Annotated in this window: 21 protein-coding genes; 16 read left to right on the forward strand and 5 right to left on the reverse strand. The window is 65.0% G+C overall.

Annotated features, from left to right (window positions below):
• The coding region (locus tag F6X59_RS15210) for an MATE family efflux transporter (RefSeq protein WP_256669338.1) at positions 1 to 757 on the forward strand (757 nt) is incomplete at its 5' end.
• 101 nt (positions 758 to 858) lie between these two features.
• On the opposite strand, the gene speA is transcribed toward F6X59_RS15210, so the two are convergent.
• The 4 genes from speA to F6X59_RS15230 all read right to left on the reverse strand — a co-directional run bounded on the left by speA (position 859) and on the right by F6X59_RS15230 (position 5120).
• Entirely contained in the window at positions 859 to 2772 is a 1914-nt protein-coding gene (gene speA / locus F6X59_RS15215; protein WP_152956918.1) for an arginine decarboxylase, read from the reverse strand.
• Positions 2773 to 2924: 152 nt separating this feature from the next.
• Positions 2925 to 3296: a translation initiation factor Sui1 gene (locus F6X59_RS15220; protein WP_346654028.1), complete on the reverse strand. Its 372-nt coding sequence runs from the start codon at positions 3294 to 3296 to the stop codon at positions 2925 to 2927.
• 217 nt (positions 3297 to 3513) lie between these two features.
• Complete coding sequence (locus F6X59_RS15225; protein ID WP_152956919.1) at positions 3514 to 4050, reverse strand: NUDIX hydrolase; 537 nt, start codon at positions 4048 to 4050, stop codon at positions 3514 to 3516.
• A 2-nt stretch (positions 4051 to 4052) separates the two neighbouring features.
• Complete coding sequence (locus tag F6X59_RS15230; RefSeq protein ID WP_152956920.1) at positions 4053 to 5120, reverse strand: DUF2333 family protein; 1068 nt, start codon at positions 5118 to 5120, stop codon at positions 4053 to 4055.
• A gap of 246 nt (positions 5121 to 5366) precedes the next feature.
• Between F6X59_RS15230 and F6X59_RS15235 the strand changes: the two genes are divergently transcribed.
• The 6 genes from F6X59_RS15235 (at position 5367) to accC (ending at position 13258) form a co-directional block, all read left to right on the forward strand.
• Entirely contained in the window at positions 5367 to 6746 is a 1380-nt protein-coding gene (locus F6X59_RS15235) for a diguanylate cyclase (RefSeq protein WP_152956921.1), read from the forward strand.
• A gap of 1287 nt (positions 6747 to 8033) precedes the next feature.
• Positions 8034 to 8813 carry a methyl-accepting chemotaxis protein gene (locus F6X59_RS28985; protein ID WP_372240402.1) on the forward strand — a complete coding sequence of 260 codons (780 nt, stop codon included), beginning with the start codon at positions 8034 to 8036 and terminating at the stop codon, positions 8811 to 8813.
• Between the two features lie 102 nt (positions 8814 to 8915).
• Positions 8916 to 10694 (forward strand): protein-disulfide reductase DsbD, encoded by a 1779-nt coding sequence (locus tag F6X59_RS15245; RefSeq protein WP_152956923.1) that lies wholly within the window; start codon positions 8916 to 8918, stop codon positions 10692 to 10694.
• A 179-nt stretch (positions 10695 to 10873) separates the two neighbouring features.
• Positions 10874 to 11326, forward strand: a complete 453-nt coding sequence (gene aroQ / locus F6X59_RS15250; protein WP_027920816.1) for a type II 3-dehydroquinate dehydratase — start codon at positions 10874 to 10876, stop codon at positions 11324 to 11326.
• A gap of 100 nt (positions 11327 to 11426) precedes the next feature.
• Complete coding sequence (gene accB, locus F6X59_RS15255; protein WP_152956924.1) at positions 11427 to 11885, forward strand: acetyl-CoA carboxylase biotin carboxyl carrier protein; 459 nt, start codon at positions 11427 to 11429, stop codon at positions 11883 to 11885.
• Positions 11886 to 11902: 17 nt separating this feature from the next.
• Positions 11903 to 13258: an acetyl-CoA carboxylase biotin carboxylase subunit gene (gene accC / locus F6X59_RS15260; protein WP_152956925.1), complete on the forward strand. Its 1356-nt coding sequence runs from the start codon at positions 11903 to 11905 to the stop codon at positions 13256 to 13258.
• A gap of 64 nt (positions 13259 to 13322) precedes the next feature.
• Here accC and F6X59_RS15265 read toward each other — a convergent pair whose 3' ends face one another.
• Positions 13323 to 15176, reverse strand: coding sequence for a sigma-54-dependent Fis family transcriptional regulator (locus F6X59_RS15265; RefSeq protein ID WP_152956926.1), 1854 nt, complete (start codon positions 15174 to 15176; stop codon positions 13323 to 13325).
• 279 nt (positions 15177 to 15455) lie between these two features.
• Between F6X59_RS15265 and F6X59_RS15270 the strand changes: the two genes are divergently transcribed.
• From F6X59_RS15270 to purH, 9 genes are all read left to right on the forward strand, one after another.
• Positions 15456 to 16511 carry an NAD(+)/NADH kinase gene (locus F6X59_RS15270; RefSeq protein ID WP_152956927.1) on the forward strand — a complete coding sequence of 352 codons (1056 nt, stop codon included), beginning with the start codon at positions 15456 to 15458 and terminating at the stop codon, positions 16509 to 16511.
• Between the two features lie 22 nt (positions 16512 to 16533).
• Complete coding sequence (locus F6X59_RS15275) at positions 16534 to 17511, forward strand: thiamine pyrophosphate-dependent dehydrogenase E1 component subunit alpha (RefSeq protein WP_152956928.1); 978 nt, start codon at positions 16534 to 16536, stop codon at positions 17509 to 17511.
• A 32-nt stretch (positions 17512 to 17543) separates the two neighbouring features.
• A complete protein-coding gene (locus F6X59_RS15280; RefSeq protein WP_152956929.1) occupies positions 17544 to 18566 on the forward strand; it encodes an alpha-ketoacid dehydrogenase subunit beta in 1023 nt (340 codons plus the stop codon).
• Positions 18563 to 19669, forward strand: a complete 1107-nt coding sequence (locus F6X59_RS15285) for an acetoin dehydrogenase dihydrolipoyllysine-residue acetyltransferase subunit (RefSeq protein WP_152956930.1) — start codon at positions 18563 to 18565, stop codon at positions 19667 to 19669. Before F6X59_RS15280 ends, F6X59_RS15285 begins: the two co-directional genes overlap by 4 nt.
• A 219-nt stretch (positions 19670 to 19888) precedes the next feature.
• Positions 19889 to 20767, forward strand: a complete 879-nt coding sequence (gene prmA / locus F6X59_RS15290) for a 50S ribosomal protein L11 methyltransferase (RefSeq protein WP_152956931.1) — start codon at positions 19889 to 19891, stop codon at positions 20765 to 20767.
• Positions 20768 to 20809: 42 nt separating this feature from the next.
• Entirely contained in the window at positions 20810 to 22138 is a 1329-nt protein-coding gene (locus tag F6X59_RS15295) for a DUF3426 domain-containing protein (RefSeq protein ID WP_152956932.1), read from the forward strand.
• Between the two features lie 205 nt (positions 22139 to 22343).
• Positions 22344 to 23357 (forward strand): tRNA dihydrouridine synthase DusB, encoded by a 1014-nt coding sequence (gene dusB / locus F6X59_RS15300; protein WP_152956933.1) that lies wholly within the window; start codon positions 22344 to 22346, stop codon positions 23355 to 23357.
• Positions 23354 to 23674, forward strand: a complete 321-nt coding sequence (gene fis / locus F6X59_RS15305; protein WP_008093076.1) for a DNA-binding transcriptional regulator Fis — start codon at positions 23354 to 23356, stop codon at positions 23672 to 23674. The genes dusB and fis overlap by 4 nt, the downstream gene beginning before the upstream one ends.
• Positions 23675 to 23754: 80 nt before the next feature.
• The gene (purH, locus tag F6X59_RS15310; protein ID WP_152956934.1) at positions 23755 to 25362 is read left to right on the forward strand and encodes a bifunctional phosphoribosylaminoimidazolecarboxamide formyltransferase/IMP cyclohydrolase; all 1608 of its coding nucleotides are present in this window, start codon (positions 23755 to 23757) and stop codon (positions 25360 to 25362) included.
• Positions 25363 to 25530: the final 168 nt, after the last annotated feature.

Genomic DNA, 25530 nt, shown 5'->3' on the forward strand with positions numbered 1-25530 from the left:
GGGTTCGGCACGGGCCTCGGTGGTCGCCGAATGGTGCGCCGCATTGCTCGGCCTGGCTTTGACCCGCCCGGCCCTGCGCGCCTACCCCGGGCAGATCGCCTGGGCTGCGCTCAAGCGCTGGCAGGCCTGGCGGCCGTTGCTGGCGGTGAACCGTGACATTTTCCTGCGCAGCCTGGCGCTGCAGCTGGTGTTCCTGCTGATCACCGTGCAGGGCGCGCGCCTGGGTGAAGCCACCGTGGCGGCCAATGCTCTGCTGCTCAACGGGCTGCTGCTCACCGCCTACGCCCTCGATGGCCTGGCGCATGCCGTGGAGGCGCTGTGCGGGCATGCCATTGGTGCGCGGGACCGGGATACCTTGCGCCGGTCGTTGGTGGTGGCCTGTGGTTGGTCGCTGATCACCAGTGTGGGGTTTGCCGGTTTGTTCCTGCTGGGCGGGCATCTGTTCATCGACTTGCAGACCGATATCGATAGCGTGCGGGCAGCGGCTTATCCGTACCTGCCGTATCTGGCGCTGCTGCCGTTGATTGCGGTGTGGAGCTACTTGCTCGACGGGCTGTTCATCGGCGCAACGCGGGCGCGGGAGATGCGCAATGCGATGGTGCTGTCGGTGCTGATTGCGCTGCCCTTTGGGGTGGTCATGAGCGGGGTTGGCAACCATGGGTTGTGGTTGGCCTTTCTTGCGTTCATGGCGTTGCGGGCGGTGACGTTGGGGTGGGTTGGCTGGCGGTTGAAGCAGCGAGGTTTGTGGGTTGGCTGAGGGTGCAAGCCTCGGGTTTTGCGGGGGCGCGTAAATCGAGCGCCGCGCGGGCGGCGCTCGGTCTCATAGGCGCTGAAGGTGCCCCGGCGGACACCCTGCGATCACGAGGAGAGGTAGGAAGAACGCGTCAGCCCCAGACGCAACGCATCCAGGAACTGGGTCCGCTCACGGGCGCTGATCTTGGCGCTGGCCACCTTGTCACGGTAATGAGTCATCAACTCCTCCGGTGACAGGTGCACGTAACGCAGCATGTCTTCGATGGTGTCGTGGGTCTCGATACCGGCGTGATACACGCTGCCATCGGCGTTCTGGTAGATGTTCACCGAGTCGGTGTCACCGAACAGGTTGTGCATGTCGCCGAGGATTTCCTGGTAGGCACCGACCAGGAACACGCCCAGCAGGTAGTCCTCACCTTCGTTGACCGCATGCACCGGCATGCTGGTCTCGATGCTCTGCTCGTCGACGTACTGGTTGATCTTGCCGTCGGAGTCGCAGGTCAGGTCCTGCAGCACCGCACGACGCATCGGCTCTTCGTCCAGGCGGTGCAGCGGGATGATCGGCAGTACCTGGCCGATGGCCCAGGTGTCCGGCAGGCTCTGGAACACCGAGAAGTTGCAGATGTACTTGTCGGCCAGCTTGTCGTTGAGCTCGTCCAGCACCTGGCGGTGCGAGCGCTGGCGGGCCTTCAGCGAGTTGTGCAGGCGGCGGCACACGGCGAAGTAACACTGCTCGGCCAAGGCTTTTTCAGCCAGGCTGAGCTTGCCATCGGCATACTGCGCCGCCACGTCACCCATGTAGTGGGTGGCGCGCCAGTAGGTTTCGGTGACCATCTCGATGTCGGTCGGGCCCAGCAGATCGACCAGCCATTGCACGGTTTCCGGCAGGGCTTCCTTGTTCTCGATGGTTGGCACGTCGTCGTTGTGCTTCTCGACGTCGGTCACCTGGATCACCAGCATCGCGTGGTGCGCCGTCAGCGAACGGCCGCTCTCGGAGAAGATGTGCGGGTGCGGCAGGCCCTGCGCGTCGCAGAACTCCTTGAGCATGCCCACCACCACGCCGGCGTAGTCATCCATGTCGTAGTTGATCGAGCTGGCGTTACGCGAGTGGGTCCCGTCGTAGTCCACGCCCAGGCCACCGCCGACGTCGATATGGTCCACCGGCAGGCCCAACGCACGCAGTTCGCCGTAGTAGCGAATCGCTTCCTTGAAACCGTGCTGGTAGTCGGCCAGGTTGGCAATCTGCGAGCCCATGTGGAAGTGCAGCAGGCGGATGCCCTGGTCCAGGCCGGCATCGCGGAAGCGCTGCACCACCGAGATCAGCTGGGCGGCGGACAAACCGAACTTGGACTTCTCGCCCCCGGTGTCTGCCCACTTGCTCGACGCCAGCGACGACAGGCGCACGCGCAGGCCGACCTGTGGCTTGACCTTGAGGTCGGCGGCCTCGTCGATCACCAGAGCCACTTCCGACTCTTTCTCGATGACGATGAACACGTTATGGCCGAGCTTCTGGCCCATCAGCGCCAAGCGGATGAACTCGCGATCCTTGTAGCCGTTGCAGACGATGGTGCCGCCTTTCGGCGCCAGCGCCAGGACCGCCAGCAGCTCGGGCTTGGAACCGGCTTCCAGGCCGATCGAGACGTTCTGCGTGGCGATGATGTTTTCCACCACCGCTTCCTGCTGGTTGACCTTGATCGGGTACAGCGCGGTGTACTGGCTCTGGTATTCCAGGCGCGCGATGTTGGCATCGAAGGCACCGGTCAGCTGGCGCACACGGTCCTGCAGGATGTCGGGGAAGCGCACCAGCAGTGGCAGCGACAGGCCGCTCTGACGCAGCTCGTCGACCTGTTCGAACAGGTCGATCGGCGCGCTGCTGGGGCCGTTAGGGCGCACTTCGACGCGCCCGGCTTCATTGATGGCGAAATAACCAGCGCCCCAATGGCGGATGCCGTAAACACTGCGGCTGTCGGCCACGGTCCATTGGCTACCATCGTCTTTGCGTGTGCGTCGTACGGACATTCAAGTCCCCTATAGATAAGTCGAAGACACTGCCCCACGAGGAGGCGGGCGCAGTGTAAAAGCCAAAAATGACGATTCGTCCGTGCCCTGGGGTAGACCCTGGTCACGGGAACGAGTTTAGAAAGCGTTGGGCAAAAAATCGCCTGGGCGTATCAGCCGCCGGCCTTTTTCGCCTTGAAGCCCTGTTTGATCAGCTCGGCGATCAGCAGCTCGACGTGGTCGCCCTGGATCTCGATGACCCCATCCTTGAGTGCACCGCCGGTACCGCAGCGGCGCTTGAGGGTGGTGGCCAGCTCCTTGAGCGAGTCGAGCGGCAGCGGCACGCCGGTGACGGTCGTCACGGTCTTGCCGCCACGGCCTTTGCTTTCACGACGCACACGGGCGATGCCGTCACCTTCGGGGATGACTTGCTGCTTGCAGGTGCAGGCGTCCACCGGCTGGCCACAGTCGGGGCAGTGCCGACCGGCATCGGTGGAGTAAACGAGACCGCCAAGGGCGGCGAAGGAAGAAGCTTTCTTGGCCACTTTTGTTCCTCTGTGCTGAGGACAAAAACTGGTCGGCCCCAGGGGTTGAGCCCGACCGCGAAGCCCCACTCTGGCAGGGGCGGCGCTACTGCCGCAAGATCCTGCGGCAGCCCGAAAAGGGCGCGCAGTGTAACGATAAATCAGGCCGTTGCTAAGTACTGGAATGCGCCATTTTGCGAATGTTTTGCGACCTTGGGGCAGCGATGCGGCCCCAGCTTCATTTCAGGCTGGCCTTGTAGCGCTGCAATGCGGCCAGCGAGTCCGGGCAATACGGCTTGGTCAGGCTTTCCTGCTCGGCTTGCTCAAGGCTGATGAACTTCGCCTCGATCACTTCCTCCGGCTGCAACCGCAGTGGCGCATCCGACACCGCCGAATACACCGCACACCACAGGTGGTTATCCGGCATATCGAAATAGAAGCGCTCATGAAAGCGCAGGTCGACGCCGTCGATACCCAGCTCCTCGGCCAGCTCGCGGGCAGCCGAGTCGTCATACGCCTCCCCCGCCGTCACCATGCCTCCGGCCGCCACGTCCCAGTACCCCGGGTACAGCGCCTTGCTCAAAGCCCGCCGGTGTACGCACAGCTCACCGGCACTGTTGAACAGCAGGATGAACGTGCAGCGGCCGATCAGCCCGCGCTCACGCAGCTCGGCCCTGGGCAGCGCGCCGAGCACCTGGTCGGCGGCGTCGACCCAGGCGACCAGTTCACGGTCGGAAGCCGCCCGGTGGGCGGCCTCGTTGGCGCTGATGGCCATGCTCAACCCTGCGACAGCAGCTGACGCAGGTCGATGACCGCAGCATTGGCCCGGGAGATGTAGTTGGCCATGACCAGCGAATGGTTGGCCCACATGCCGAAGCCACTGCCATTGAGCACCATCGGGCTCCACAGCGGTTCCTGCGAGGCTTCCAGCTCACGAATGATCTGGCGCACGCTGACGGTGGCGTTCTTCTTCGCCAGCACGTCGGCGAAGTCGACCTCGATGGCGCGCAGCAGGTGCGACAGCGCCCAGGCCTGGCCACGGGCTTCGTAGAACACGTTGTCGATCTGCAGCCACGGGGTTTCTACCAGCTCTTCATCCACCTGCGGCGCCTGGCCGGGGACTACCGACTCGGTCTTCAGGGTGGTGTTGAGCTTGACCCGGCCAACACTGGCCGACAGGCGCTGCGACAGCGAACCCAGGCGGGTGGCCACGTCACCCAGCCAGTTGTTCAGGTTGTCGGCGCGGGTATAGAAGGCGGCGCCCTTGTCACCAGCGGCCAGGCGGGCCTGGTAGCGGCTCAGCGACTTGATGCCCTCTTCGAACTCCGACTCGCTCGACGGCAGGATCCAGCTCTTGTTGTCAAAGTTGAAGCGCGGCTCGGCCTTGGCCAGGTCGGCATCTTCGGTGGACTGCGACTGCGAACGGGCGAAGTCCTTGCGCAGGGCCCGGGACAGGTCGCGCACCTGCACCAGCACGCCGTATTCCCAGCTCGGCATGTTGTCCAGCCACAGCCCGGGCGGGAAGCGGTCGTTGGAGATGTAGCCACCCGGCTTGTTCAACAGGGTGCCGGCCACGGTCTTGAGGGTTTCGATAGTGGTATAGCCCACCACCATCTGCTGGCCGTTGCGCTCGGCGGCGGCCTGGGCATTCTGCTGCACCGGGAACAGCGCCGGCTCTTCGCTCCAATACCAGCCAAGGCCCAGGCACACCAGCAGGTACAACCCGATCAGGGTCCCCAGGGCACGGCTCCAGAGCCCGCCCAGATAGCTACGGGCAGCGGCACGGCGGCCATCGACACGCTCGCGGGGCTCGGCTTTGGCCTCGCGGTTTTTCCAGTCCAGCATGGCTTTGTCCTTAATCAGTCACGACGGTTCAGGGCTTGGACCACAGGCCAACGCCAGGGTGCCACGGCAAGCCCGCGTCGCAGCACTATAAAGCAGACGCCGCCGTACGCATAAGCGACCAATGAGTCAGTAACTGAATATTCGTTCGCGAGCCTTTGTTGATGCGGCGCACGTACGGGTGGAAAAAGTGGTGCTAGCATAGAGCCATCATCGAACCTGCATAGCCCACTAATAAGTAGCCAGGACATGACCCAAGCCGCAGAGCCGAGCCAGGAGCACCTCTCGCAGGAGCTCGACCAGCTGTTGCAGCGCCTGTCGCGTACGCGTCTGCGCCATGGCGACCAGCCCGATCAGCTGGAGCTGCCACCTGCGCGCAAACCGGTCTACCTGCTGCTGCACGACCATGAACGTGCCGAGCGCCTCGCCCAGCAGCTGGAATTCTTCGGCCTGAGCGCGCAGCCGCAGCCCTGCGCCAGTGCGTTTCTGGCTTCGCTGGCCGAGCAGCCTCCGGCCGCCATCGTCATGGATGTCGACTTTTCCGGCCCCGGTGCTGGCCTGCCGTTGGCGGCGCTGGCGCAGCGGGGCCAGGCGCAGCCCATACCGCTGCTGTTCTTCAGCCTGCACGAAGCCGATACGCCGACTCGCCTGGCCGCAGTGCGCGCTGGCGGCCAGGCGTTTCTGACCGGTACGCTGGAAGCCTCCAGCTTGCTGGAAAAACTCGAAGCCATGACCAGCCACGCACAGCAAGACCCCTTGCGCGTGCTGATCATCGACGATTCACGCGCCCAGGCCCTGCATACCGAACGGGTACTGGCCAGCGCCGGCATGCTGACCCGCAGCCTGAACGACCCGATCCGCGCCATGGTCGAGCTTGCCGACTTCCAGCCCGACCTGATCATCCTCGACCTGTACATGCCGACGTGCTCCGGCCCGGAGCTGGCCAAGGTGATCCGTCACAATGACCGCTACGTCAGCGTGCCGATCATCTACCTGTCCGCCGAGGACGACCTGGACAAGCAGCTCGACGCCATGAGCGAGGGCGGCGACGACTTTCTGACCAAGCCGTTCCGCTCGCGGCACCTCATCACCACCGTGCGCAACCGCGCCGCCCGTGCCCGCCACCTCAAGGCGCGCATGGTCCGCGACAGCCTGACCGGGCTGTACAACCACACTCACATCCTGCAACTGCTCGAAGACTGCAGCTACCGCGCCCGCCGCGAGCGACAACCGCTGAGCTTCGCCATGCTCGACATCGACCACTTCAAGAAGATCAACGACCGCCACGGCCACCCCATGGGCGACCGGGTGATCAAGAGCCTGGCGCTGTTCCTCAAGCAGCGCCTGCGCAAGACCGACTTCATTGGCCGCTATGGTGGCGAGGAGTTCGCCATCGTCATGCCCAACACCTCGCTGGAAGCCGCGCACAAGGTGCTGGACGAGATTCGCCGGCGCTTTGCCGAAATTCTGTACCCGGCGCAGCCGGAAGATCTGCAATGCACCTTCAGTGCCGGGGTGGTGCAGCTGATTGATGAGCTGGATGCGCTGAGCATGGCCAGCACGGCGGACGAGGCGCTGTACCGGGCCAAGCATGCCGGGCGTAACTGTGTGGTCAGGGTCGACCTGTAACCGTCGCGCGCAATAGCTCAACGCCACCATCGTCATCACCTGGTAACAAATTCGCCATAAATTCAGGCACCTATCTCTCGACTCCCCCGCAGGAAGTTCGCGGCTATGCGCCTGAAGTGGCTGACCAATTTCAACACCCTGTTGCTGGTGACCGTGTGTATCGCCCTGGGCGCGACCTTGTGGTGGTCGCAACGCGCCCTGGAGCGGCCCTATCAGTTGATGGAGCGCTACCTGGGCCTGTCGCAGCAGTTCCAGAACCAGACTGCGCGCAACATCCAGGCTTACCTGGGCAGTGGCGATGCCTTGCGCCACGCCGCTGCCGTCGACGCCAACCAGCAGCTCGAAGCCTCGCTGACCGACTGGCCAGCAGAGCTCGCCAGCACGCTGCGCCCGAGCCTGGACACCCTGCAGGCCTTCACCGCCAACGAACTGCTCGCCGCCGGCAAGCTGGCCGGCGACCCGCAGGCCCTGCTGCTGCAGGCCGAACGGGAGCTTGGGGCCAACTTCGAACAGCTGACGGCCTATGCCCGCGACAGCGGCAGCAGCGAAGCCAACCGCTATCTGCTGCCACTGCTCGACGCCACCGTGCACCTGGGCCGGCTATCGCTGGCCCGGGACAAACTGGTCAGCAGCGGCCGCGCCGAGCTGGCCGACGAAGTCGAGCGCGAACTGCAACTGATCCGCACCCAGGCCCAGGTCATCGACGGCCTGCCGCTGCTGGGCGTGACCCGAGCCGCCGCATCCAGCGCCGACGACTTCGCCGCCATGATGGGCCTGGAGTCCCAGGCCAGCGAGCAGCAGGAAGACGTGGCGGTCGGCCTCAAGCGCGAGCTGCAAAGCCTGCTCACCCGCTACCCCGCCGAGCTGCAACGCACCCGCGAACAGATCGAGCGCCGCACCGCCCTGGCCGCCAGCACCAACCAGCGGCTCGAAGCCGTGCAACTGGCCATTGCCAGCCTGGAGCCGGAAGTGCGCGGCCAGCACGCAAAGATCGCTGGCGAAGTGCGCATCATCCAGGGGCTGATGATCGGCCTGATCCTGCTGATCGCCTTGCTCATCGACACCTTGCAGCGGCGCCTGGCCCGCACTTTGACCAGCCTGGCCCCGGCCTTGTCGCGCTGGGCCGAAGGCGACTTTGCCGCGCCTATCGCGCTGGGCAAGACCAACCGCGAGCTGCACGACATCCAGGACTCGCTCAACCGCCTGCGCCAGTACCTGGTGGAGCTGGTCGGCACCATCCGCCACAACGCCGAGCAAGTCGCCGGCAGCAGCCACGCCCTGGCCGGCATGAGCGCCGCCCTGCACCACGGCGCCGAGCGCCAGGCCGGCGACACCGGGCAGATTCGCAATGCGCTGGGCGAGCTGGAAGCGACCATTCAGCAAGTGGCCGGTGACGCCAGCTCCGCCGCCGATGCCAGCCGCGATGCCGGCCGTGCCGTGGAACAGGGCCAGACGGTGATCGGCCAGAGCCTCTCGGGGCTGCGGGCGCTGGTCGAAGAAGTGCAGGGCAACGCGCGCATGATCGAACAGCTGGCCGAGGAATCGGCCACCATTGGTGGGGTGCTGACGGTGATTCGCTCCATCGCCGAACAGACCAACCTGCTGGCATTGAATGCCGCCATCGAGGCCGCCCGTGCGGGTGAGATGGGCCGTGGCTTCGCGGTGGTCGCCGACGAGGTGCGCTCACTGGCGCAGCGCACCACGGGGGCTACCGGCGAGATCCAGGCCCTGATCGACCGCCTGCAGCAGGCCGCGCGCGAGTCGGTGGCCGGGATGCGCACCCAGCTTGAACATGCCGAAGCCACCGCCAACCAGGCCCAGGCCGCCGATGGCGCGCTGGATGAGATCGTCAGCGCGATCCGCACGATTGCCGATACGGCGGTGCGCATTGCCGATGTCACCGCCCAACAGAGTGGCGCGGTGAGTGAGATTCGCGATCACAGTGAGCGGATTCACCAGTTGGGCGAAGACAACCTGCAGCGTATTGGCGAAGGGCGCGAGCAGGGGCAGCAACTGCTGAGCCTGGGCGGGGAGCTGAGCAAGGCAGTGCGGGCGTTCAGGGTCTGAGGCCGGCACAGGCAATACACAGCTGGCGCCATGTGTCGCCGTCCCTTTCAACCTGCGCCAACTCCGTTATCATGCGGGCACGTTCCACCTCGCGAGTCCGCCATGCGCCGCCTGTTTTTCCTGCTGTTCCTGCTGCTGGCCAGCCCTGCTTTCGCCTCGGGCCTGCTCGACAACCGCCCCAGCGCCACCCTCGGCGCCGCTTCGCTGTCCAACAATGCCGACTTCCTGCCGGTGCACGAAGCCTTCAAGCTCAGCCTGGTGCAGGCCGACGCGCAAACCCTCAAGCTGCGCTTCGTCGCCACCGACGGTTACTACCTGTACCGCCACCGCTTCCATTTCCGCACGGAACCGGCAGACATCGCCCTCGGCCCGCCAAGCATCCCCAAGGGCGAAGCCAAGCACGACGAGTTCTTCGGCGACGTCGAGGTGTACCACGGCGTGCTCGATATCGAGATCCCACGTACCGACGCCCGCGCCTTCACCCTGCTGGTGGGCTACCAGGGCTGCGCCGACAAGGGCCTGTGCTACCCGCCGGAAACCGAGCGCCTGAACATTGATGGCGAAGTTCCCGCTGCTGGCGCCGCCCTGCCTGCAGGTAACCAACAGGGCTGGAGCTGGAAGTCACTGCTGCTGTTCTTCCTCGCCGGGGTCGGCCTGACCTTCACCCCGTGCGTGCTGCCGATGCTGCCGATCCTGTCTGGCGTGGTCCTGCGCGGCCAGGTCGGTGGCCTGCGCGGCCTCGCGCTGTCGCTGGCCTACGTGCTGCCGATGGCCGCCAGCTTCGCCGTGCTCGGCGCGCTGATGGGCCTGTTCGGCGCTGGCCTGAACCTGCAGGCACGCCTGCAATCGGCCTGGGTGCTGGTGCCTTTCGCACTGTTCTTCGTGGTGTTCGCCCTGGCCATGTTCGGCCTGTTCGAGCTCAAGTTGCCGCAGGCCCTGAACAACCGCCTGAATAACATCGCCAACCACACCCGGGGCGGCTCGCTGCTCGGTGCGGCACTGCTCGGCGTGCTTTCCAGCCTGCTGGTCTCGCCCTGCGTGTCGGCGCCGCTGGCCGGCGCCTTGCTGTACATCAGCGCCAGCGGCGATGCCGTGGGCGGCGCGCTCAAGCTGTTCGCCCTGGGCCTGGGCATGGGCGCCCCGTTGCTGCTGATTGCCACCGGTGGCGCGGCCTGGCTGCCGAAGAGCGGGCCTTGGCTGAACACCGTGAAAAATGCCATAGGCGTGTTGCTGCTGGGCCTGGCCATCGGGCTGCTCAGCCGCATTTTGCCGGGGCCGGCGACCTTGCTGCTGGTCGGGTTCCTGGCGGCTGGCGTGGCGCTGTTCCTCGGTGCCCTGGAGTTCGTGGTCAAGGCGCCACGCCAACGCCTGGCACAACTGTTGGGCCTGGCGCTGCTGGTGTATGCGCTGGCCTGCTGGTACGGCGCGCTGAGTGGTCAAGGTGACCCGCTGCGCCCACTGCCGCCCCCCGCTGCGGCCACCGTCAGCGGTGCAGTGGCCAAGGCCGATGCCTGGCAAACCGTCACCACCCCGGCCGCACTGGACGCCGCCCTGGCCGAGGCCAAGGCTGCTGGCCAACCGGTGCTGCTGGACTGGTACGCCGACTGGTGCATCAGCTGCAAGGTGATCGAACACGAAGTGCTCAATGCGCCGCAGGTTCAAGGGCCGTTGGGTGCCTTCAAGCTGCTGCGCTTCGACATCACCGAAAGCAGCGCCGAACAGCGCACGCTGCTCGACCGCTATCAGCTGTTCGGGCCGCCAGCGTTGCTGTTCTTTGCGGCGAACGGTAGCGAAATGACCACCGATCGTGTGATTGGCGAGATAAACGCCGGCGAATTTGCGCAGATTCTGACGCGCGTGCGTGGCAAACTCGGTCTATAACTTCCCGCGTGCCGGGAAATTTCTCCCAATGAGTGACCAGAATTAATTATTTGGTCACATACTTCGCGCGAACCTCGGGCAACGTGCTGGCTATTGCCGGGAACTGGACACTTGCCGTCGCTTTGCGGCACACTCGCCGCGCTGTGTCGAATTGCCCTACAAATCCAAGGAAACCGCAGATGGCAACCCTACTGGTGCTCCACGGCCCCAACCTGAACCTGCTCGGGACTCGCGAACCGGGCCACTACGGCGCCGTGACCCTGGCCCAGATCAACCAGGACCTGGAGCAGCGCGCCCGCGCCGCTGGCCACCATTTGCAGTACCTGCAGAGCAATGCCGAGTACGAACTCATCGAGCGTATTCATGCCGCACGCAACGAGGGTGTGGACTTCATCCTGATCAATCCGGCTGCTTTCACCCACACAAGCGTCGCATTACGTGACGCATTGCTCGCGGTGAGCATCCCATTCATCGAAGTGCACCTGTCCAACGTGCACAAACGCGAACCGTTCCGTCACCACTCCTACTTTTCCGATGTTGCAGTAGGAGTGATCTGCGGCCTGGGCGCCAGCGGTTATCGCCTGGCCCTGGAGTCTGCACTGGAACAACTGGCTGCCAACGCACAGCCCTGATAACGAAAACCCTGGCCTCAGTGGGCCGGGGTTACAGAGAAACGTTCAGATACGTTTTTAAATTTCGCCCCCTGACCGAACCTTTGGGAGTTGATGATTAATGGATATCCGTAAAGTCAAGAAACTGATCGAGCTGCTGGAAGAGTCTGGCATCGACGAGCTGGAGATCAAGGAAGGCGAAGAGTCGGTCCGTATCAGCCGCCACAGCAAGACCCCGGCTGCCCAGCAGTTCTACGCACCTGCGCCAATGGCTGCCGCGCCTGTCGCTGCTCCGGTTGCCGCTGCTGCTCCAGCCGCCGAAGCCGCTGCTGCTCCAGCCCTGAAAGGCACCGTGATCCGTTCGCCGATGGTCGGTACCTTCTACCGCAAGCCTTCGCCGACCTCGCCGAACTTCGCTGAAGTTGGCCAGAGCGTGAAGAAAGGCGACACCCTGTGCATCGTCGAAGCCATGAAGATGATGAACCACATCGAAGCCGATGTTGGCGGTGTCATCGACGCCATCCTGGTGGAAGACGGCCAGCCGGTTGAGTTCGACCAGCCGCTGTTCACCATCGTTTGAATCGCGGAGAGCCAACGATGTCTGGGAAGCTCGAAAAAGTCCTGATCGCCAACCGTGGGGAAATTGCCCTGCGGATCCTGCGTGCCTGCAAAGAGCTGGGCATCAAGACCGTCGCCGTGCACTCCACGGCCGACCGTGAACTGATGCACCTGGGCCTGGCAGACGAGTCGGTCTGCATCGGCCCTGCATCGTCCAAGGATTCCTACCTGCACATCCCGGCGATCATCGCTGCCGCCGAAGTCACCGGCGCCACCGCGATCCACCCGGGTTACGGCTTCCTCGCGGAAAACGCCGATTTCGCCGAGCAGGTGGAAAAGTCCGGTTTCGCCTTCATCGGCCCGAAAGCCGACACCATTCGCCTGATGGGCGACAAGGTTTCGGCCAAGGACGCGATGATCAAGTCGGGCGTACCGACCGTACCGGGCTCCGATGGCCCGCTGCCAGAAGACGAAGAGGTCGCTCTGGCGATCGCTCGTGACGTCGGCTATCCGGTGATCATCAAGGCCGCCGGTGGCGGTGGTGGTCGCGGCATGCGCGTGGTGCACAAGGAAGAGGACCTGATTTCCTCGGCCAAGCTCACCCGTACCGAAGCCGGTGCTGCCTTCGGCAACCCGATGGTCTACCTGGAGAAGTTCCTGACCAACCCACGTCACGTGGAAGTTCAGGTACTGTCCGACGGCCAGGGCAACGCCATCCACCTCGGCGACCGTGACTGCTCGCTGCAGCGCCGTCACCAGAAGGTGCTGGAAGAAGCCCCGGCCCCGGGCATCGACGAGAAAGCCCGTCAGGAAGTCTACAAGCGTTGTGTCGACGCCTGCATCGAGATCGGCTACCGCGGTGCCGGTACCTTCGAGTTCCTGTACGAGAACGGTCGCTTCTACTTCATCGAGATGAACACCCGTGTGCAGGTTGAGCACCCGGTGTCGGAGATGGTCACCGGTATCGACATCGTCAAGGAGATGCTGAGCATCGCCGCTGGCAACAAGCTGTCGTTCCGCCAGGAAGACGTGGTCATCCGTGGCCACTCGCTGGAGTGCCGGATCAACGCCGAAGACCCGAAGAAGTTCATTCCGAGCCCTGGCAAGGTCAAGCACTTCCACGCTCCGGGCGGCAATGGCGTACGCGTCGATTCGCACCTGTACAGCGGCTATTCGGTTCCACCGAACTATGACTCGCTGATCGGCAAGCTGATCACCTACGGCAAGGACCGCGACGAAGCCATGGCGCGCATGCGCAATGCCCTGGACGAGATCGTCGTCGACGGCATCAAGACCAACATCCCGCTGCACCGCGACCTGGTGCGTGATGAAGGTTTCTGCAAAGGCGGCGTGAACATCCACTACCTCGAGCACAAACTGGCCAGCCAGGAGTGATCGCGTTAGCGTGATGCACCTAAACCCCGGCCCAGTGCCGGGGTTTTTTATTGCCCGTCAGGGCCTACCCCTTCATCCTCGGCATCTCGATCCGGTGCTCATGCACCCGCCGATACAACGTCGCCCGCGATATCCCCAAGGCCCGCGCCGCCTCCGCCGGTTTCCAGCGATGCCGTATCAAGGCATCGAGCAGCAACTGCCGAGCCGGGCTCGATACCCCGGCATCAGCCACAGGCACGGCATCACCCCGCACCTCCTGCGGCAGATTTTCCAGGCACACCTGCCCGCCTTCGCTGACCGCACAGGCATAACGCAGTACCTGCCGCAGCTGGCGCAAATTCCCCGGCCAGCGGTACACCAGCAGCGCCTGCAACGCATCGTCAGCCAGCATCACCTCAACCCCGCAAGCCTCGGCCTCCTCCGCCAGCAACTGATGAATCAAGCCCAACCGATCCTCCCGCTCCCTTAGTGGCGGCAACTCAAACCGGGCATTGGCCAGACGGAAATACAGGTCCTCACGGAAACGCCCATCGCTCACCATCGCCGCCAGGTCGCGGTGGGTTGCACAGATCACCTGGATATCCACCCGCTCCCGCCGCGCAGCGCCTAGCGGCGCCACTTCGCCTTCTGCCAGCACCCGCAGCAGGCGGGTCTGCAGGCTCAGCGGCATGTCGCCAATCTCGTCGAGGAACAAGGTGCCGCCAGCGGCCTGCTGCAGCAGCCCCTGCATACCTTTGCTCGACGCACCGGTAAACGCCCCGGCGACATAGCCGAACAGCTCGCTCTCGATCAGGCTCTCAGGGATGGCCGCACAGTTCAGCGTGACGAACGGCCCATCACGGCGCTGGCTCTGCTGGTGCAACTGGCGCGCGAAGACTTCCTTGCCGGCACCGGTCTCGCCCTGCACCAGTACGGCCAGGTTGCAATCCTTGACCCTTGTGGCCAACCGAAGGTGCTGTTCGAGGCGCGCATCCTGTGCTTGCTGCAAGGGTTGCGCCCGGCCCCGCCGCTGGGGCGCGCTGACCCGCCCGTACAACCCGCCCCAACCTGGCAGGCGCTGGGCCGAGGCCTCGTTGGCGCGGCGCAGCTGGCCGATGTCGAACAGCTCACCGATGTGTTCAGGCAAACGCCCGTGACGCGCCAACAGGCGCTCGCGGGCCAGGCTGTTGATCGCCTGCAGGCGCCCGTCGGCATCCCAGGCCAGCAAGTAATCGGGCTGGCTCTCCACGTAGCCCGGCGTGCCATGGGCGCGCATCACCCAGTGGCCCTGGGCGCTGTGCATGAAAAAAGCGTTTTCGATTTCCCGTGCGGTCTGTTCCACCAGTTGCAGGATCAGGTGCTGGCTGCGTCGGTCGTCCGGGGATTGCAGGGCCGACACATCCACCACGCCAAGCAACTCGCCCTGCGGGTCGAACACCGGCGCCGCCGTGCAGGTCAGGCCGATGAAGGCGGCGCGAAAGTGGTCGCGCTTGTGCACCGTGACCGGCGCCTTGCTGGTCAGCACCGCCGCCACACCACAGGTGCCCTCCTCGCCCTCCGACCAGCAGGTGCCCAGGTACAGGCCGGCCTTGCGGCAGTCGTTGCGAATGACCGATTCGACCCGGTAGTCGATGGTGCGTCCCAAGGCATCGGTCAGCAGCACGCAATAGTCGGCGCCACGCACCCGTGCATGCAGGCGTGCCACGGCATCACTGGCAATGCGCAGGAACAGTTCGGCGCGCTCGCGGCATTCGTTGAGCAGGCTTTGGGAAAGGATGCGCGGCCCCTGCTGAGACCCGGGGTCAAGACGGTACAGCTCCATGGAACGGCGCCATGAGTCGAGGATCAGCGGCGGCACCGGCGCCTGGGGCAGGCGGCCGGCGTTCTTCAGCACCCGGCTGACGCAATCGACATGGGCTCGGGAGTTCGCGGCAAGCATGAGACCTCCGGTTCCTGTTTGTTCTTGTCGTTGTGCGGCCATTAAGCGCCTGCCGGCATGCTCCGACAAGCGCTGTGTGATTACCGGTGGGCTTGAGACGCAGCGTCTCAGCCGCCCGGCAAGCACCCGGCAAGACTGGTACGCAGCGTCTCAGGCAAGGGCCGCTGCAGCCAGGCCCTACAGCCCTCGAACCCCTCTGCAACGGCCCTTGCAGGGCATGCGAAGAAAGCTGGCACCCACCTTGCTCAAGCCTAGGCAAACAAGAACATGAGGTGTGCCATGCCGCAGCCCGCCCCGACCATCGGGATCATTGCCAACCCTGCCTCCGGCCGCGACCTGCGTCGCCTGACCAGCAACGCCGGGCTCTACTCCAGCACCGACAAGGCCTCGGTCATCCAGCGCCTGCTCGCCGCCTTCGGCGCCACTGGCGTGGCCGAGGTGCTGCTGCCCACCGACATGACCGGCATCGCCGCCGCCGTGCTCAAGGCCAGCCTCGGCCCCGTGGCACAGGCCCAGCACTGGCCGCGCCTGGCACTGCTCGACCTGCCATTGACTCAAACCGTCAGCGATACCCGCCTGGCCACCCGGCAGATGGTCGAGCGCGGCGTGGCGATGATCGCCGTGCTGGGTGGCGACGGCACGCACAAGGCCGTGGCGGCCGAAGCTGGGGACACCCCACTGCTCACCCTGTCCACCGGCACCAACAACGCCTTCCCGGAACTGCGCGAAGCCACCAGCGCCGGCCTCGCCGGCGGCCTGCTCGCTGGCGGCCGGGTACCGGCCAGCATCGGCCTGCGCCGTAACAAGCGATTGCTGGTGAGGGTGCCGCAGCAACAGCTGTGCGAGTGGGCGCTGGTCGAAGTCGCAGTGTCGCCGCAACGCTTCATCGGCGCCCGCGCGCTGAGCCGCAGCGAAGACCTCAGCGAAATCTTCGCCTGCTTCGCCGAGCCCCACGCCATTGGCCTGTCTGCGCTCTGCGGGCTGTGGCAGCCGGTCACCCGCCATGAACCTCACGGCGCCTGGGTGCGGCTCAACCCCGGCGCCGAACAGGCCTTGCTCGCGCCACTGGCCCCCGGCCTGCTGCAAGGCTGCGGCATCACCGCCAGCGGCATGCTCAGCCCGGGGGTGGCGCACCGCCTGAGCCTCACCGCCGGCACCCTGGCCCTGGATGGCGAGCGCGAGATCGAGTTCGCCGAACACGACACCCCGACCATCACCCTCGACCTGCAAGGCCCGTTGACCGTTGAGGTCGAGGCCGTGCTGGCACATGCCGCCCGTCATCACCTGCTGGCCGTCCCGCGCGGCCATCGGCTGCACCCTGCAACCCCGTGTTGAGACAACCCTGGAGAACAACAAGATGTCCACTCACCTCAGTTCAGAGCAATTGCTGCATGCCTATGAAGTGATGCGCACCATCCGCGCCTTCGAAGAACGCCTGCACGTGGAGTTCGCCACCGGCGAGATACCCGGCTTCGTCCACCTGTATGCCGGCGAAGAAGCCTCGGCCGCCGGGGTCATGGCGCACCTGCGCGACAGCGACTGCATCGCCTCGACCCACCGCGGCCATGGCCACTGCATTGCCAAGGGCGTCGATGTGTACGGCATGATGGCCGAGATCTACGGCAAGAAGACCGGCGTGTGCGGCGGCAAGGGCGGTTCGATGCACATCGCCGACCTGGAAAAAGGCATGCTCGGTGCCAACGGCATCGTCGGCGCCGGTGCGCCCCTGGTGGCCGGTGCCGCCCTGGCGGCCAAGATCAAGGGCAACGACAACGTCGCCGTGGCCTTCTTCGGCGATGGTGCCTCCAACGAGGGCGCGGTGTTCGAGGCGATGAACCTGGCCTCGATCATGAACCTGCCGTGCATCTTCGTCGCCGAGAACAACGGCTACGCCGAAGCCACCGCCTCGACCTGGTCGGTGGCCTGCGACCACATCGCCGACCGCGCTGCCGGCTTCGGTATGCCAGGGGTGACCATCGACGGCTTCGACTTCTTTGCCGTGCACGAGGCTGCCGGCGCCGCCATCGAGCGCGCCCGCGCCGGGCAAGGGCCGTCGCTGATCGAGGTCAAGCTCAGCCGCTACTACGGCCACTTCGAAGGCGATGCACAGACCTACCGCGCCCCGGACGAAGTGAAGAACCTGCGCGAGTCCCGCGACTGCCTGCTGCAGTTCCGCAACAAGACCACCCGTGCCGGCCTGCTGCAGGCAGCGCAACTGGACGCCATCGACGCCCGTGTCGACGACCTGATCGAGGACGCCGTGCGCCGCGCCAAGGCCGACCCCAAGCCGCAGCCCGCCGACCTGCTCACCGACGTCTACGTCAGCTACCCCTGAGCCCGGACAACAAGAACAACAGGAGAACCACCATGGCTAGAAAAATCAGCTATCAGCAGGCTATCAACGAAGCCCTGGCCCAGGAAATGCGCCGCGACACCAGCGTGTTCATCATCGGCGAAGACGTTGCCGGTGGCGCAGGCGCCCCGGGTGAAGAGGACGCCTGGGGTGGCGTGCTCGGTGTCACCAAAGGCCTGTACCATCAGTTCCCGGGGCGCGTGCTCGATGCGCCGCTGTCGGAAATCGGCTACGTCGGTGCCGCCGTCGGTGCCGCCACCCAAGGCCTGCGCCCGGTGTGCGAGCTGATGTTCGTCGACTTCGCCGGCTGCTGCCTGGACCAGATCCTCAACCAGGCCGCCAAGTTTCGCTACATGTTCGGCGGCAAGGCGGTCACCCCGCTGGTAATGCGCACCATGTACGGCGCCGGCCTGCGCGCCGCTGCCCAGCACTCGCAGATGCTCACCTCGCTATGGACCCACATCCCCGGCCTGAAGGTGGTCTGCCCTTCCTCGCCGTATGACGCCAAGGGCCTGCTGATCCAGGCGATCCGCGACAACGACCCGGTGATCTTCTGCGAGCACAAGCTGCTCTACAGCATGCAGGGCGAGGTACCGGAGGAGGTCTATACCGTGCCGTTCGGCGAGGCCAACTTCCTGCGCGACGGCGACGATGTGACCCTGGTGACCTATGGGCGCATGGTCCACGTGGCCATGGAAGCCGCCAACAACCTGGCCCGCCAGGGCATCGACTGCGAAGTGCTGGACCTGCGCACCACCAGCCCGCTGGACGAGGACAGCATCCTCGAAAGCGTGGAAAAGACCGGCCGCCTGGTGGTGATCGACGAAGCCAACCCGCGCTGCTCGATGGCCACCGACATCAGCGCACTGGTCGCACAAAAGGCCTTCGCCGCGCTCAAGGGCCCGATCGAGATGGTCACCGCGCCGCACACCCCTGTGCCGTTCTCCGATGCCCTGGAAGACCTGTACATCCCAGACGCGGCGAAGATCGAAGCGGCGGTGCGCAAGGTGATCGAAGCTGCAAGGAGTGCCGCATGAGCCAGATCCATACCCTGACCATGCCCAAGTGGGGCCTGTCGATGACCGAAGGCCGGGTCGACGCCTGGCTCAAGCAGGAGGGGGACGAAATCAGCAAGGGCGACGAAGTGCTGGATGTCGAAACGGACAAGATCAGCAGCAGCGTCGAGGCGCCGTTCAGCGGCGTTCTGCGCCGCCAGGTGGCGCGACCCGACGAAACCCTGCCGGTCGGCGCGCTGCTGGCCGTGGTGGTGGAAGGTGAAGCCGAGGAGTCGGAGATCGACGCCGTGGTGCAGCGCTTCCAGGCCGAGTTCGTCGCCGAAGGCGGCGCCGACCAGGCCCAGGGGCCGGCACCGCAGAAGGCCGAGGTAGCCGGGCGCCTGCTGCGCTGGTTCGAGCTGGGTGAAGGTGGCACGCCGTTGGTGCTGGTGCACGGCTTTGGCGGCGACCTCAACAACTGGCTGTTCAACCACCCGGCGCTGGCGGCCGAGCGTCGGGTCATTGCCCTGGACCTGCCGGGGCATGGTGAATCGGCCAAGGCCCTGGCAAAAGGTGGCCTGGATGAATTGAGCGAGACCGTGCTGGCCCTGCTCGATCATCTGGACATCGCCAGTGCCCACCTGGCCGGGCATTCCATGGGCGGCGCGGTCAGCCTGAATGTGGCGCGCCTGGCACCGCAGCGGGTGGCGAGCTTGAGCCTGGTGGCCAGTGCCGGCCTGGGTGACACAATCAATGGTCAGTACCTGCAAGGCTTCGTCGCCGCTGCCAACCGCAATGCGCTGAAGCCGCAGATGGTGCAGCTGTTCGCCGACCCGGGGCTGGTGACCCGGCAGATGCTCGAGGACATGCTCAAGTTCAAGCGGCTGGAAGGCGTGGACGACGCATTACGGCAACTGGCGGCGGCGCTGGCCGACGGTGACCGCCAGCGGCATGACCTGCGTGGGGTGCTCGGGCAGCACCCGGCACTGGTGATCTGGGGGGCCGAGGATGCAATCATTCCAGCGGCGCATGCCGACGGGGTCGAGGCCGAGGTGCTTGTGCTGCCTGGGGTCGGGCACATGGTGCAGATGGAGGCGGCGGAGCAGGTGAATCAAAAGATGGCCGAATTCCTCGCCAGGCATTGAGATCGCCGGGGCCGCTCTGCGGCCCATCGCAGGCAAGCCAGCTCCCACAGGTACTGCACAGGCCTCACGCACTGTGGAATACCTGTGGGACCGGGCGTGCCCGCGAAGTAGGCGACGCGGTCTGCCGGCTCTGCTCTACAAACCCCCCGCACTCGCGTAAACTGCCAGGCTTCGCGCAGCCTAGGGCTGCCCCTGTCAGATTTACCAAAGGTGCCCGCCATGCCTTGGCTGCAAGTACGCCTGGCCATCAGCCCGGAACAAGCCGAAACCTACGAAGACGCCCTGCTCGAAGTCGGCGCCGTATCGGTCACGTTCATGGACGCCGAAGACCAGCCGATCTTCGAACCCGACCTCAACACCACCCCGCTGTGGTCGCACACTCACTTGCTGGCACTGTTCGAAGCCGACGCCGAGCCTGAAGCGGTATTCGCCCACCTGCAATTGCTGACCGGCGCCGAGTTGCCCGAGCATCAGGCCGAGGTGATCGAGGACCAGGACTGGGAACGCAGCTGGATGGACGGTTTCCAGCCAATGCGCTTCGGCCAGCGCCTGTGGATCGTGCCGAGCTGGCACGAGGCCCCGGAACAGGACGCGGTCAACCTGCTGCTCGACCCGGGCCTGGCCTTTGGCACCGGCACCCACCCGACCACCGCACTGTGCCTGGAATGGCTCGACGGCCAGCAGCTGCAAGGCACCCAGGTGCTGGACTTCGGCTGCGGCTCGGGCATCCTCGCCATCGCTGCCCTGCTGCTGGGCGCGCGCGAGGCCGTTGGTACCGACATCGACGTGCAGGCCATCGAAGCCTCGCGTGACAACGCCCAGCGCAACGGCATCGCCGACGACAAGTTCGCGCTGTACCTGCCCGAGCACATGCCGGCCATCCAGGCCGATGTGCTGGTCGCCAACATTCTCGCCGGCCCCTTGGTGTCGCTGGCGCCGCAGCTGTCCGGCCTGGTCCGCCCAGGTGGCCTGCTGGCCCTGTCGGGCATCCTCGCCGAACAGGGCGAGGAAGTGGCTGCCGCCTACGCTGCCGATTTCGATCTGGACCCGATCGTCGTACGCGACGGCTGGGTGCGCATCAGTGGTCGGCGCCGCTAAGCGGGCCTAGAATAGTTCTCTGCACAGCTCCCGGATCGCCGCATGACCGACAGTTTCGTCACCCAGTGCCCGCATTGCCAGACCAGCTTTCGCGTCACCCATCACCAGTTGAGCGTGGCTCGCGGCGTCGTGCGCTGCGGTCACTGCCTGCAGGTGTTCAACGCGGCCAAGCAGCTGCTGGAGCAGAACCGTGCCGCGGCCAGTGTCGCGCCCGTAACGCCACCGCCAGCGGTGGTCGAACCGGTCGTGGCGCCGGAACCGCTTGCCAGCGAGCCGCTACCGGTCGAGAGAGAGGACTGGGCCGTCACCGCCCAGGCCCTGGATGAGCTCGATCTGGACCAGGAACTTGCCCGCCTCGAACGACGTGGCGAGCCTTCCGAGGCGCGCCCGGACACCCAGGGCGCCGCTCTGCAGGCCCGTCGCGACGAGCCGGCGGCCGATGAGCATGCTGATGAACTGTTCGGTACCGCGACCGACGAGCCGCATGAGCCGCATGAGCCACATGAGGCCCACGCGTCGACCCCGGTGCTGCTGGATGAACAGCCCCTGGCGCCAGAGCCAGGGGATCGCACCGAGCCAACCCTCGGTGGCAACCTGGACCTCGACCTCGACGATGAACCGCCTGCACAGCGCGCTGCCGAGCCAGAGCCCATGCAACGGTTCGACGAACACGATGACGACGTCATTCACGAAAAGGGCCTGAGCGCCCGTGATGACGACGACACCGACCTCCATTTCTCGGCCCGCGACGACGACCCGCTCGAGCCGCTGCCCGGCGAACGCCTGGAGCCCGGTTTTGCCGCCAAGCCGGAGCGCCCGTCACGCAAGGAGCCGTTGGTCGAGGTGGTCGACGACCCGCTGCAGCTGGGTTGGGAAAAACCCCGGCCCAACTGGGGCAAGCGCCTGCTGTGGAGCTTCCTGACCTTGCTGGCCGCAGGCCTGCTGGCATTCCAGTACGTATGGTTCCACTTCGACGAATTGGCCCGCCAGGACCAGTACCGGCCAATCTTCCAGCAAGTGTGCCCGATGCTCGGCTGCCAAGTGCCGACCCGCGTCGATATTGGCCGGATCAAGAGCAGCAACCTGGTGGTGCGCAGCCACCCGGACTTCAAGGGCGCGCTGATCGTCGATGCGATCATCTACAACCGCGCACCGTTCGCCCAGCCGTTCCCGCTGCTGGAGCTGCGCTTCGCCGACCTCAACGGCCAGCTGATCGCCAGCCGTCGGTTCAAGCCCAGCGAATACCTGTCGGGTGAACTGGCCGGGCGCGGCGAAATGCCCAGCCAGACACCAATCCACATCGCCCTCGATATTCTCGACCCAGGCCCCAAGGCCGTGAACTACAGCCTCAGCTTCCGCTCGCCGGAATAAGCGACAAGCTGCAAGCTGCAAGCCAAGCGAGCCGATAGCCGGTCTCTCGCCTCTTGCCGCTTGAAGCTTGCCGCTTGAAGCTCAGCGCTACAGCTCGCAACTGTTCAGATTTTATCCAAATCCTTCTTTATCCGGTCACCGAGAGCGGGTATTATGCCAACCCTTTTTCGACTCCAATGATTCGGCCCCACAACAGGGAACACCTATGTCGGCGGTACGCATCGGCCCATACACACTACGCAACAACCTGATCCTCGCGCCCATGGCCGGGGTCACGGACCAGCCTTTCCGTACACTTTGCAAGCGCCTGGGCGCTGGCATGGTGGTGTCGGAGATGGTCAGCAGCGACATGAGCCTGTGGAACAGCCGCAAGTCCAGCCTGCGCCGCATCCATGAAGGTGATCCCGAGCCACGCTCGGTACAGATCGCCGGGGGTGATGCGCAGATGATGGCGGCGGCGGCCCGGGCCAACGTCGAGGCAGGCGCCCAGATCATCGATATCAACATGGGCTGCCCGGCAAAAAAAGTCTGCAACAAAGCTGCAGGCTCTGCTTTATTGAGAGATGAAGCGTTGGTCGCCGAAATCCTCCACGCCGTGGTCGGCGCGGTGGACGTACCGGTGACCCTGAAAATCCGCACCGGATGGGACCGGGCGAACAAGAACGGCCTGAACGTGGCGAAGATCGCTGAACAGGCCGGCATCCAGGCGCTGGCGGTGCATGGCCGCACACGCGCCGACCTGTACACCGGCGAGGCCGAATACGACACCATCGCTGCCATCAAGCAGGCGGTGTCGATCCCGGTTTTCGCCAATGGCGATATCACTTCGCCAGAAAAGGCCCGGGCGGTGCTGGATGCCACCGGGGTCGACGGCTTGCTGATTGGCCGGGCGGCCCAGGGGCGGCCGTGGATCTTTCGCGAGATCGAACATTTTTTGGGGACTGGCCAGCATTTGCCGGCCCCGCAGTTGGACGAAGTGGAACGCATCCTGCTGGAGCACCTGGCCGCGCTGCATGCCTTCTATGGCGACGTGATGGGCGTACGTATCGCCCGCAAGCACGTGGGCTGGTACCTGGCAACACGACCCGGCGGCAAGGAGTTTCGCTCCCGGTTCAACGCTTTGGAAGACACACAAGCGCAGTGCGCCAACGTTCGCGCGTATTTCAGCGAGCGTCGACAGAGCCTTGAGACAGAGGACGGACAAGGGGTGGCCGCATGACGATGATGACTGAGACATTAGTGAGTGGAACAACGCCCGTGAGCGACAACGCCAACCTCAAACAGCACCTGAACACGCCGAGCGAAGAGGGCCAGACCCTTCGCGACAGCGTCGAGAAGGCGCTGCACAACTACTTCGCACACCTGGAAGGCGCGACCGTCACCGACGTGTACAACCTGGTGCTCTCCGAAGTCGAGGCGCCCCTGCTCGAAAGCGTGATGAACTACGTGAAGGGCAACCAGACCAAGGCCAGTGAGATGCTCGGGCTCAACCGTGGCACCCTGCGCAAGAAGCTCAAGCAGTACGACTTGTTGTAAGCCAGAATCCCAATCAGAAAAGGCGGCCTCTGCGAAGAGACGCCTTTTTTGCTGACTCCACCGCGTTATTGGAACCCGAAATGACCGACCAGACTACCCGCCTGCCAGTCCGCCGCGCCCTGATCAGCGTCTCCGACAAGACCGGTATCCTCGAATTCGCCCGTGAGCTGCAACAGCTCGGTGTCGAGATCCTGTCCACCGGCGGCACCTACAAGCTGCTCAAGGACAACGGTGTGAACGCGGTGGAAGTGGCCGACTACACTGGCTTCGCCGAAATGATGGATGGCCGGGTGAAGACCCTGCACCCGAAAATCCACGGTGGCATCCTCGGCCGTCGCGGCACCGACGACGCCATCATGAACGAGCACGGCATCAAGCCGATCGACCTGGTTGCAGTCAACCTGTACCCGTTCGAAGCCACCATTTCCAAGCCAGGCTGTGACCTGCCGACCGCCATCGAGAACATCGACATCGGCGGCCCGACCATGGTCCGTTCGGCAGCCAAGAACCACAAGGATGTCGCCATCGTGGTCAACGCCAGCGACTACGCCGGCGTGCTGGAAGGCCTGAAGGCCGGTGGCCTGACCTACGCCCAGCGCTTCGACCTGATGCTCAAGGCGTTCGAGCACACCGCCGCCTACGACGGCATGATCGCCAACTACATGGGCACCATCGACCAGGCCAAGGAAACCCTGTCGACCGCCGAGCGCAGCGAGTTCCCACGCACCTTCAACAGCCAGTTCGTCAAAGCCCAGGAAATGCGCTACGGCGAGAACCCGCACCAGAGCGCGGCGTTCTACGTTGAAGCAAAAAAAGGCGAAGCGAGCATTTCCACCGCCGTGCAGCTGCAGGGCAAGGAACTGTCGTTCAACAACGTGGCCGACACCGACGCCGCGCTGGAGTGCGTGAAGAGCTTCGTCAAGCCAGCCTGCGTCATCGTCAAGCACGCCAACCCGTGCGGCGTGGCGGTGGTGCCTGAAGACGAAGGCGGTATCCGCAAGGCCTACGACCTGGCCTACGCCACCGACACCGAGTCGGCATTCGGCGGCATCATCGCCTTCAACCGCGAGCTGGACGGCGAAACCGCCCAGGCCATCGTCGACCGCCAGTTCGTCGAAGTGATCATCGCGCCGAAGATCTCCCAGGCTGCCCGCGACGTGGTGGCGGCCAAGCAGAACGTGCGCCTGCTGGAGTGCGGCGAGTGGCCAGCCGAGCGTACTGCCGGTTGGGACTTCAAGCGTGTCAACGGTGGCCTGCTGGTGCAGAGCCGCGATATCGGCATGATCACCGCCGATGACCTGAAGATCGTCACCAAGCGTGCCCCGACCGAACAAGAAATCCACGACCTGGTGTTTGCCTGGAAAGTGGCCAAGTTCGTCAAGTCCAACGCCATCGTCTACGCCAAGCAGCGCCAGACCATCGGTGTCGGCGCCGGCCAGATGAGCCGCGTCAACTCCGCCCGCATCGCCGCCATCAAGGCCGAGCATGCTGGCCTGCAGGTGCAGGGTGCAGTGATGGCGTCGGATGCGTTCTTCCCGTTCCGCGACGGCATCGACAATGCGGCTAAAGTGGGTATCAGCGCCGTGATCCAGCCAGGTGGCTCGATGCGTGATGCTGAAGTCATCGCTGCTGCCGACGAAGCCGGCATCGCCATGGTGTTCACCGGCATGCGCCACTTCCGCCACTGATTTACGGCAATCGGCCGCACTGAAGCAGGCATCTGCTGCGTTGGGGCCGTTTCCGCTGATGCTCATTGCCAGAAGGCAACTGCGCTCATCGGAACCGGCCCCGCCTTGCATCTACCTGCTTCATTGCGACCTCGTACAGCGAGAGGCACGGTCTCTCGTTCGACAGAT

The sequence above is a fragment of the Pseudomonas sp. MN1F genome (assembly GCF_009391885.1).
Lineage (GTDB): Bacteria > Pseudomonadota > Gammaproteobacteria > Pseudomonadales > Pseudomonadaceae > Aquipseudomonas.

Coding starts and splice junctions, on each gene's coding strand:
- speA (WP_152956918.1), bottom strand. CDS start 2,772: ATGTCCGTACGACGCACACGCAAAGACGATGGTAGCCAATGGACCGTG.
- F6X59_RS15225 (WP_152956919.1), bottom strand. CDS start 4,050: ATGGCCATCAGCGCCAACGAGGCCGCCCACCGGGCGGCTTCCGACCGT.
- F6X59_RS15230 (WP_152956920.1), bottom strand. CDS start 5,120: ATGCTGGACTGGAAAAACCGCGAGGCCAAAGCCGAGCCCCGCGAGCGT.
- F6X59_RS15235 (WP_152956921.1), top strand. CDS start 5,367: ATGACCCAAGCCGCAGAGCCGAGCCAGGAGCACCTCTCGCAGGAGCTC.
- F6X59_RS28985 (WP_372240402.1), top strand. CDS start 8,034: ATGAGCGCCGCCCTGCACCACGGCGCCGAGCGCCAGGCCGGCGACACC.
- F6X59_RS15245 (WP_152956923.1), top strand. CDS start 8,916: ATGCGCCGCCTGTTTTTCCTGCTGTTCCTGCTGCTGGCCAGCCCTGCT.
- aroQ (WP_027920816.1), top strand. CDS start 10,874: ATGGCAACCCTACTGGTGCTCCACGGCCCCAACCTGAACCTGCTCGGG.
- accB (WP_152956924.1), top strand. CDS start 11,427: ATGGATATCCGTAAAGTCAAGAAACTGATCGAGCTGCTGGAAGAGTCT.
- accC (WP_152956925.1), top strand. CDS start 11,903: ATGTCTGGGAAGCTCGAAAAAGTCCTGATCGCCAACCGTGGGGAAATT.
- F6X59_RS15265 (WP_152956926.1), bottom strand. CDS start 15,176: ATGCTTGCCGCGAACTCCCGAGCCCATGTCGATTGCGTCAGCCGGGTG.
- F6X59_RS15270 (WP_152956927.1), top strand. CDS start 15,456: ATGCCGCAGCCCGCCCCGACCATCGGGATCATTGCCAACCCTGCCTCC.
- F6X59_RS15275 (WP_152956928.1), top strand. CDS start 16,534: ATGTCCACTCACCTCAGTTCAGAGCAATTGCTGCATGCCTATGAAGTG.
- F6X59_RS15280 (WP_152956929.1), top strand. CDS start 17,544: ATGGCTAGAAAAATCAGCTATCAGCAGGCTATCAACGAAGCCCTGGCC.
- F6X59_RS15285 (WP_152956930.1), top strand. CDS start 18,563: ATGAGCCAGATCCATACCCTGACCATGCCCAAGTGGGGCCTGTCGATG.
- prmA (WP_152956931.1), top strand. CDS start 19,889: ATGCCTTGGCTGCAAGTACGCCTGGCCATCAGCCCGGAACAAGCCGAA.
- F6X59_RS15295 (WP_152956932.1), top strand. CDS start 20,810: ATGACCGACAGTTTCGTCACCCAGTGCCCGCATTGCCAGACCAGCTTT.
- dusB (WP_152956933.1), top strand. CDS start 22,344: ATGTCGGCGGTACGCATCGGCCCATACACACTACGCAACAACCTGATC.
- fis (WP_008093076.1), top strand. CDS start 23,354: ATGACGATGATGACTGAGACATTAGTGAGTGGAACAACGCCCGTGAGC.
- purH (WP_152956934.1), top strand. CDS start 23,755: ATGACCGACCAGACTACCCGCCTGCCAGTCCGCCGCGCCCTGATCAGC.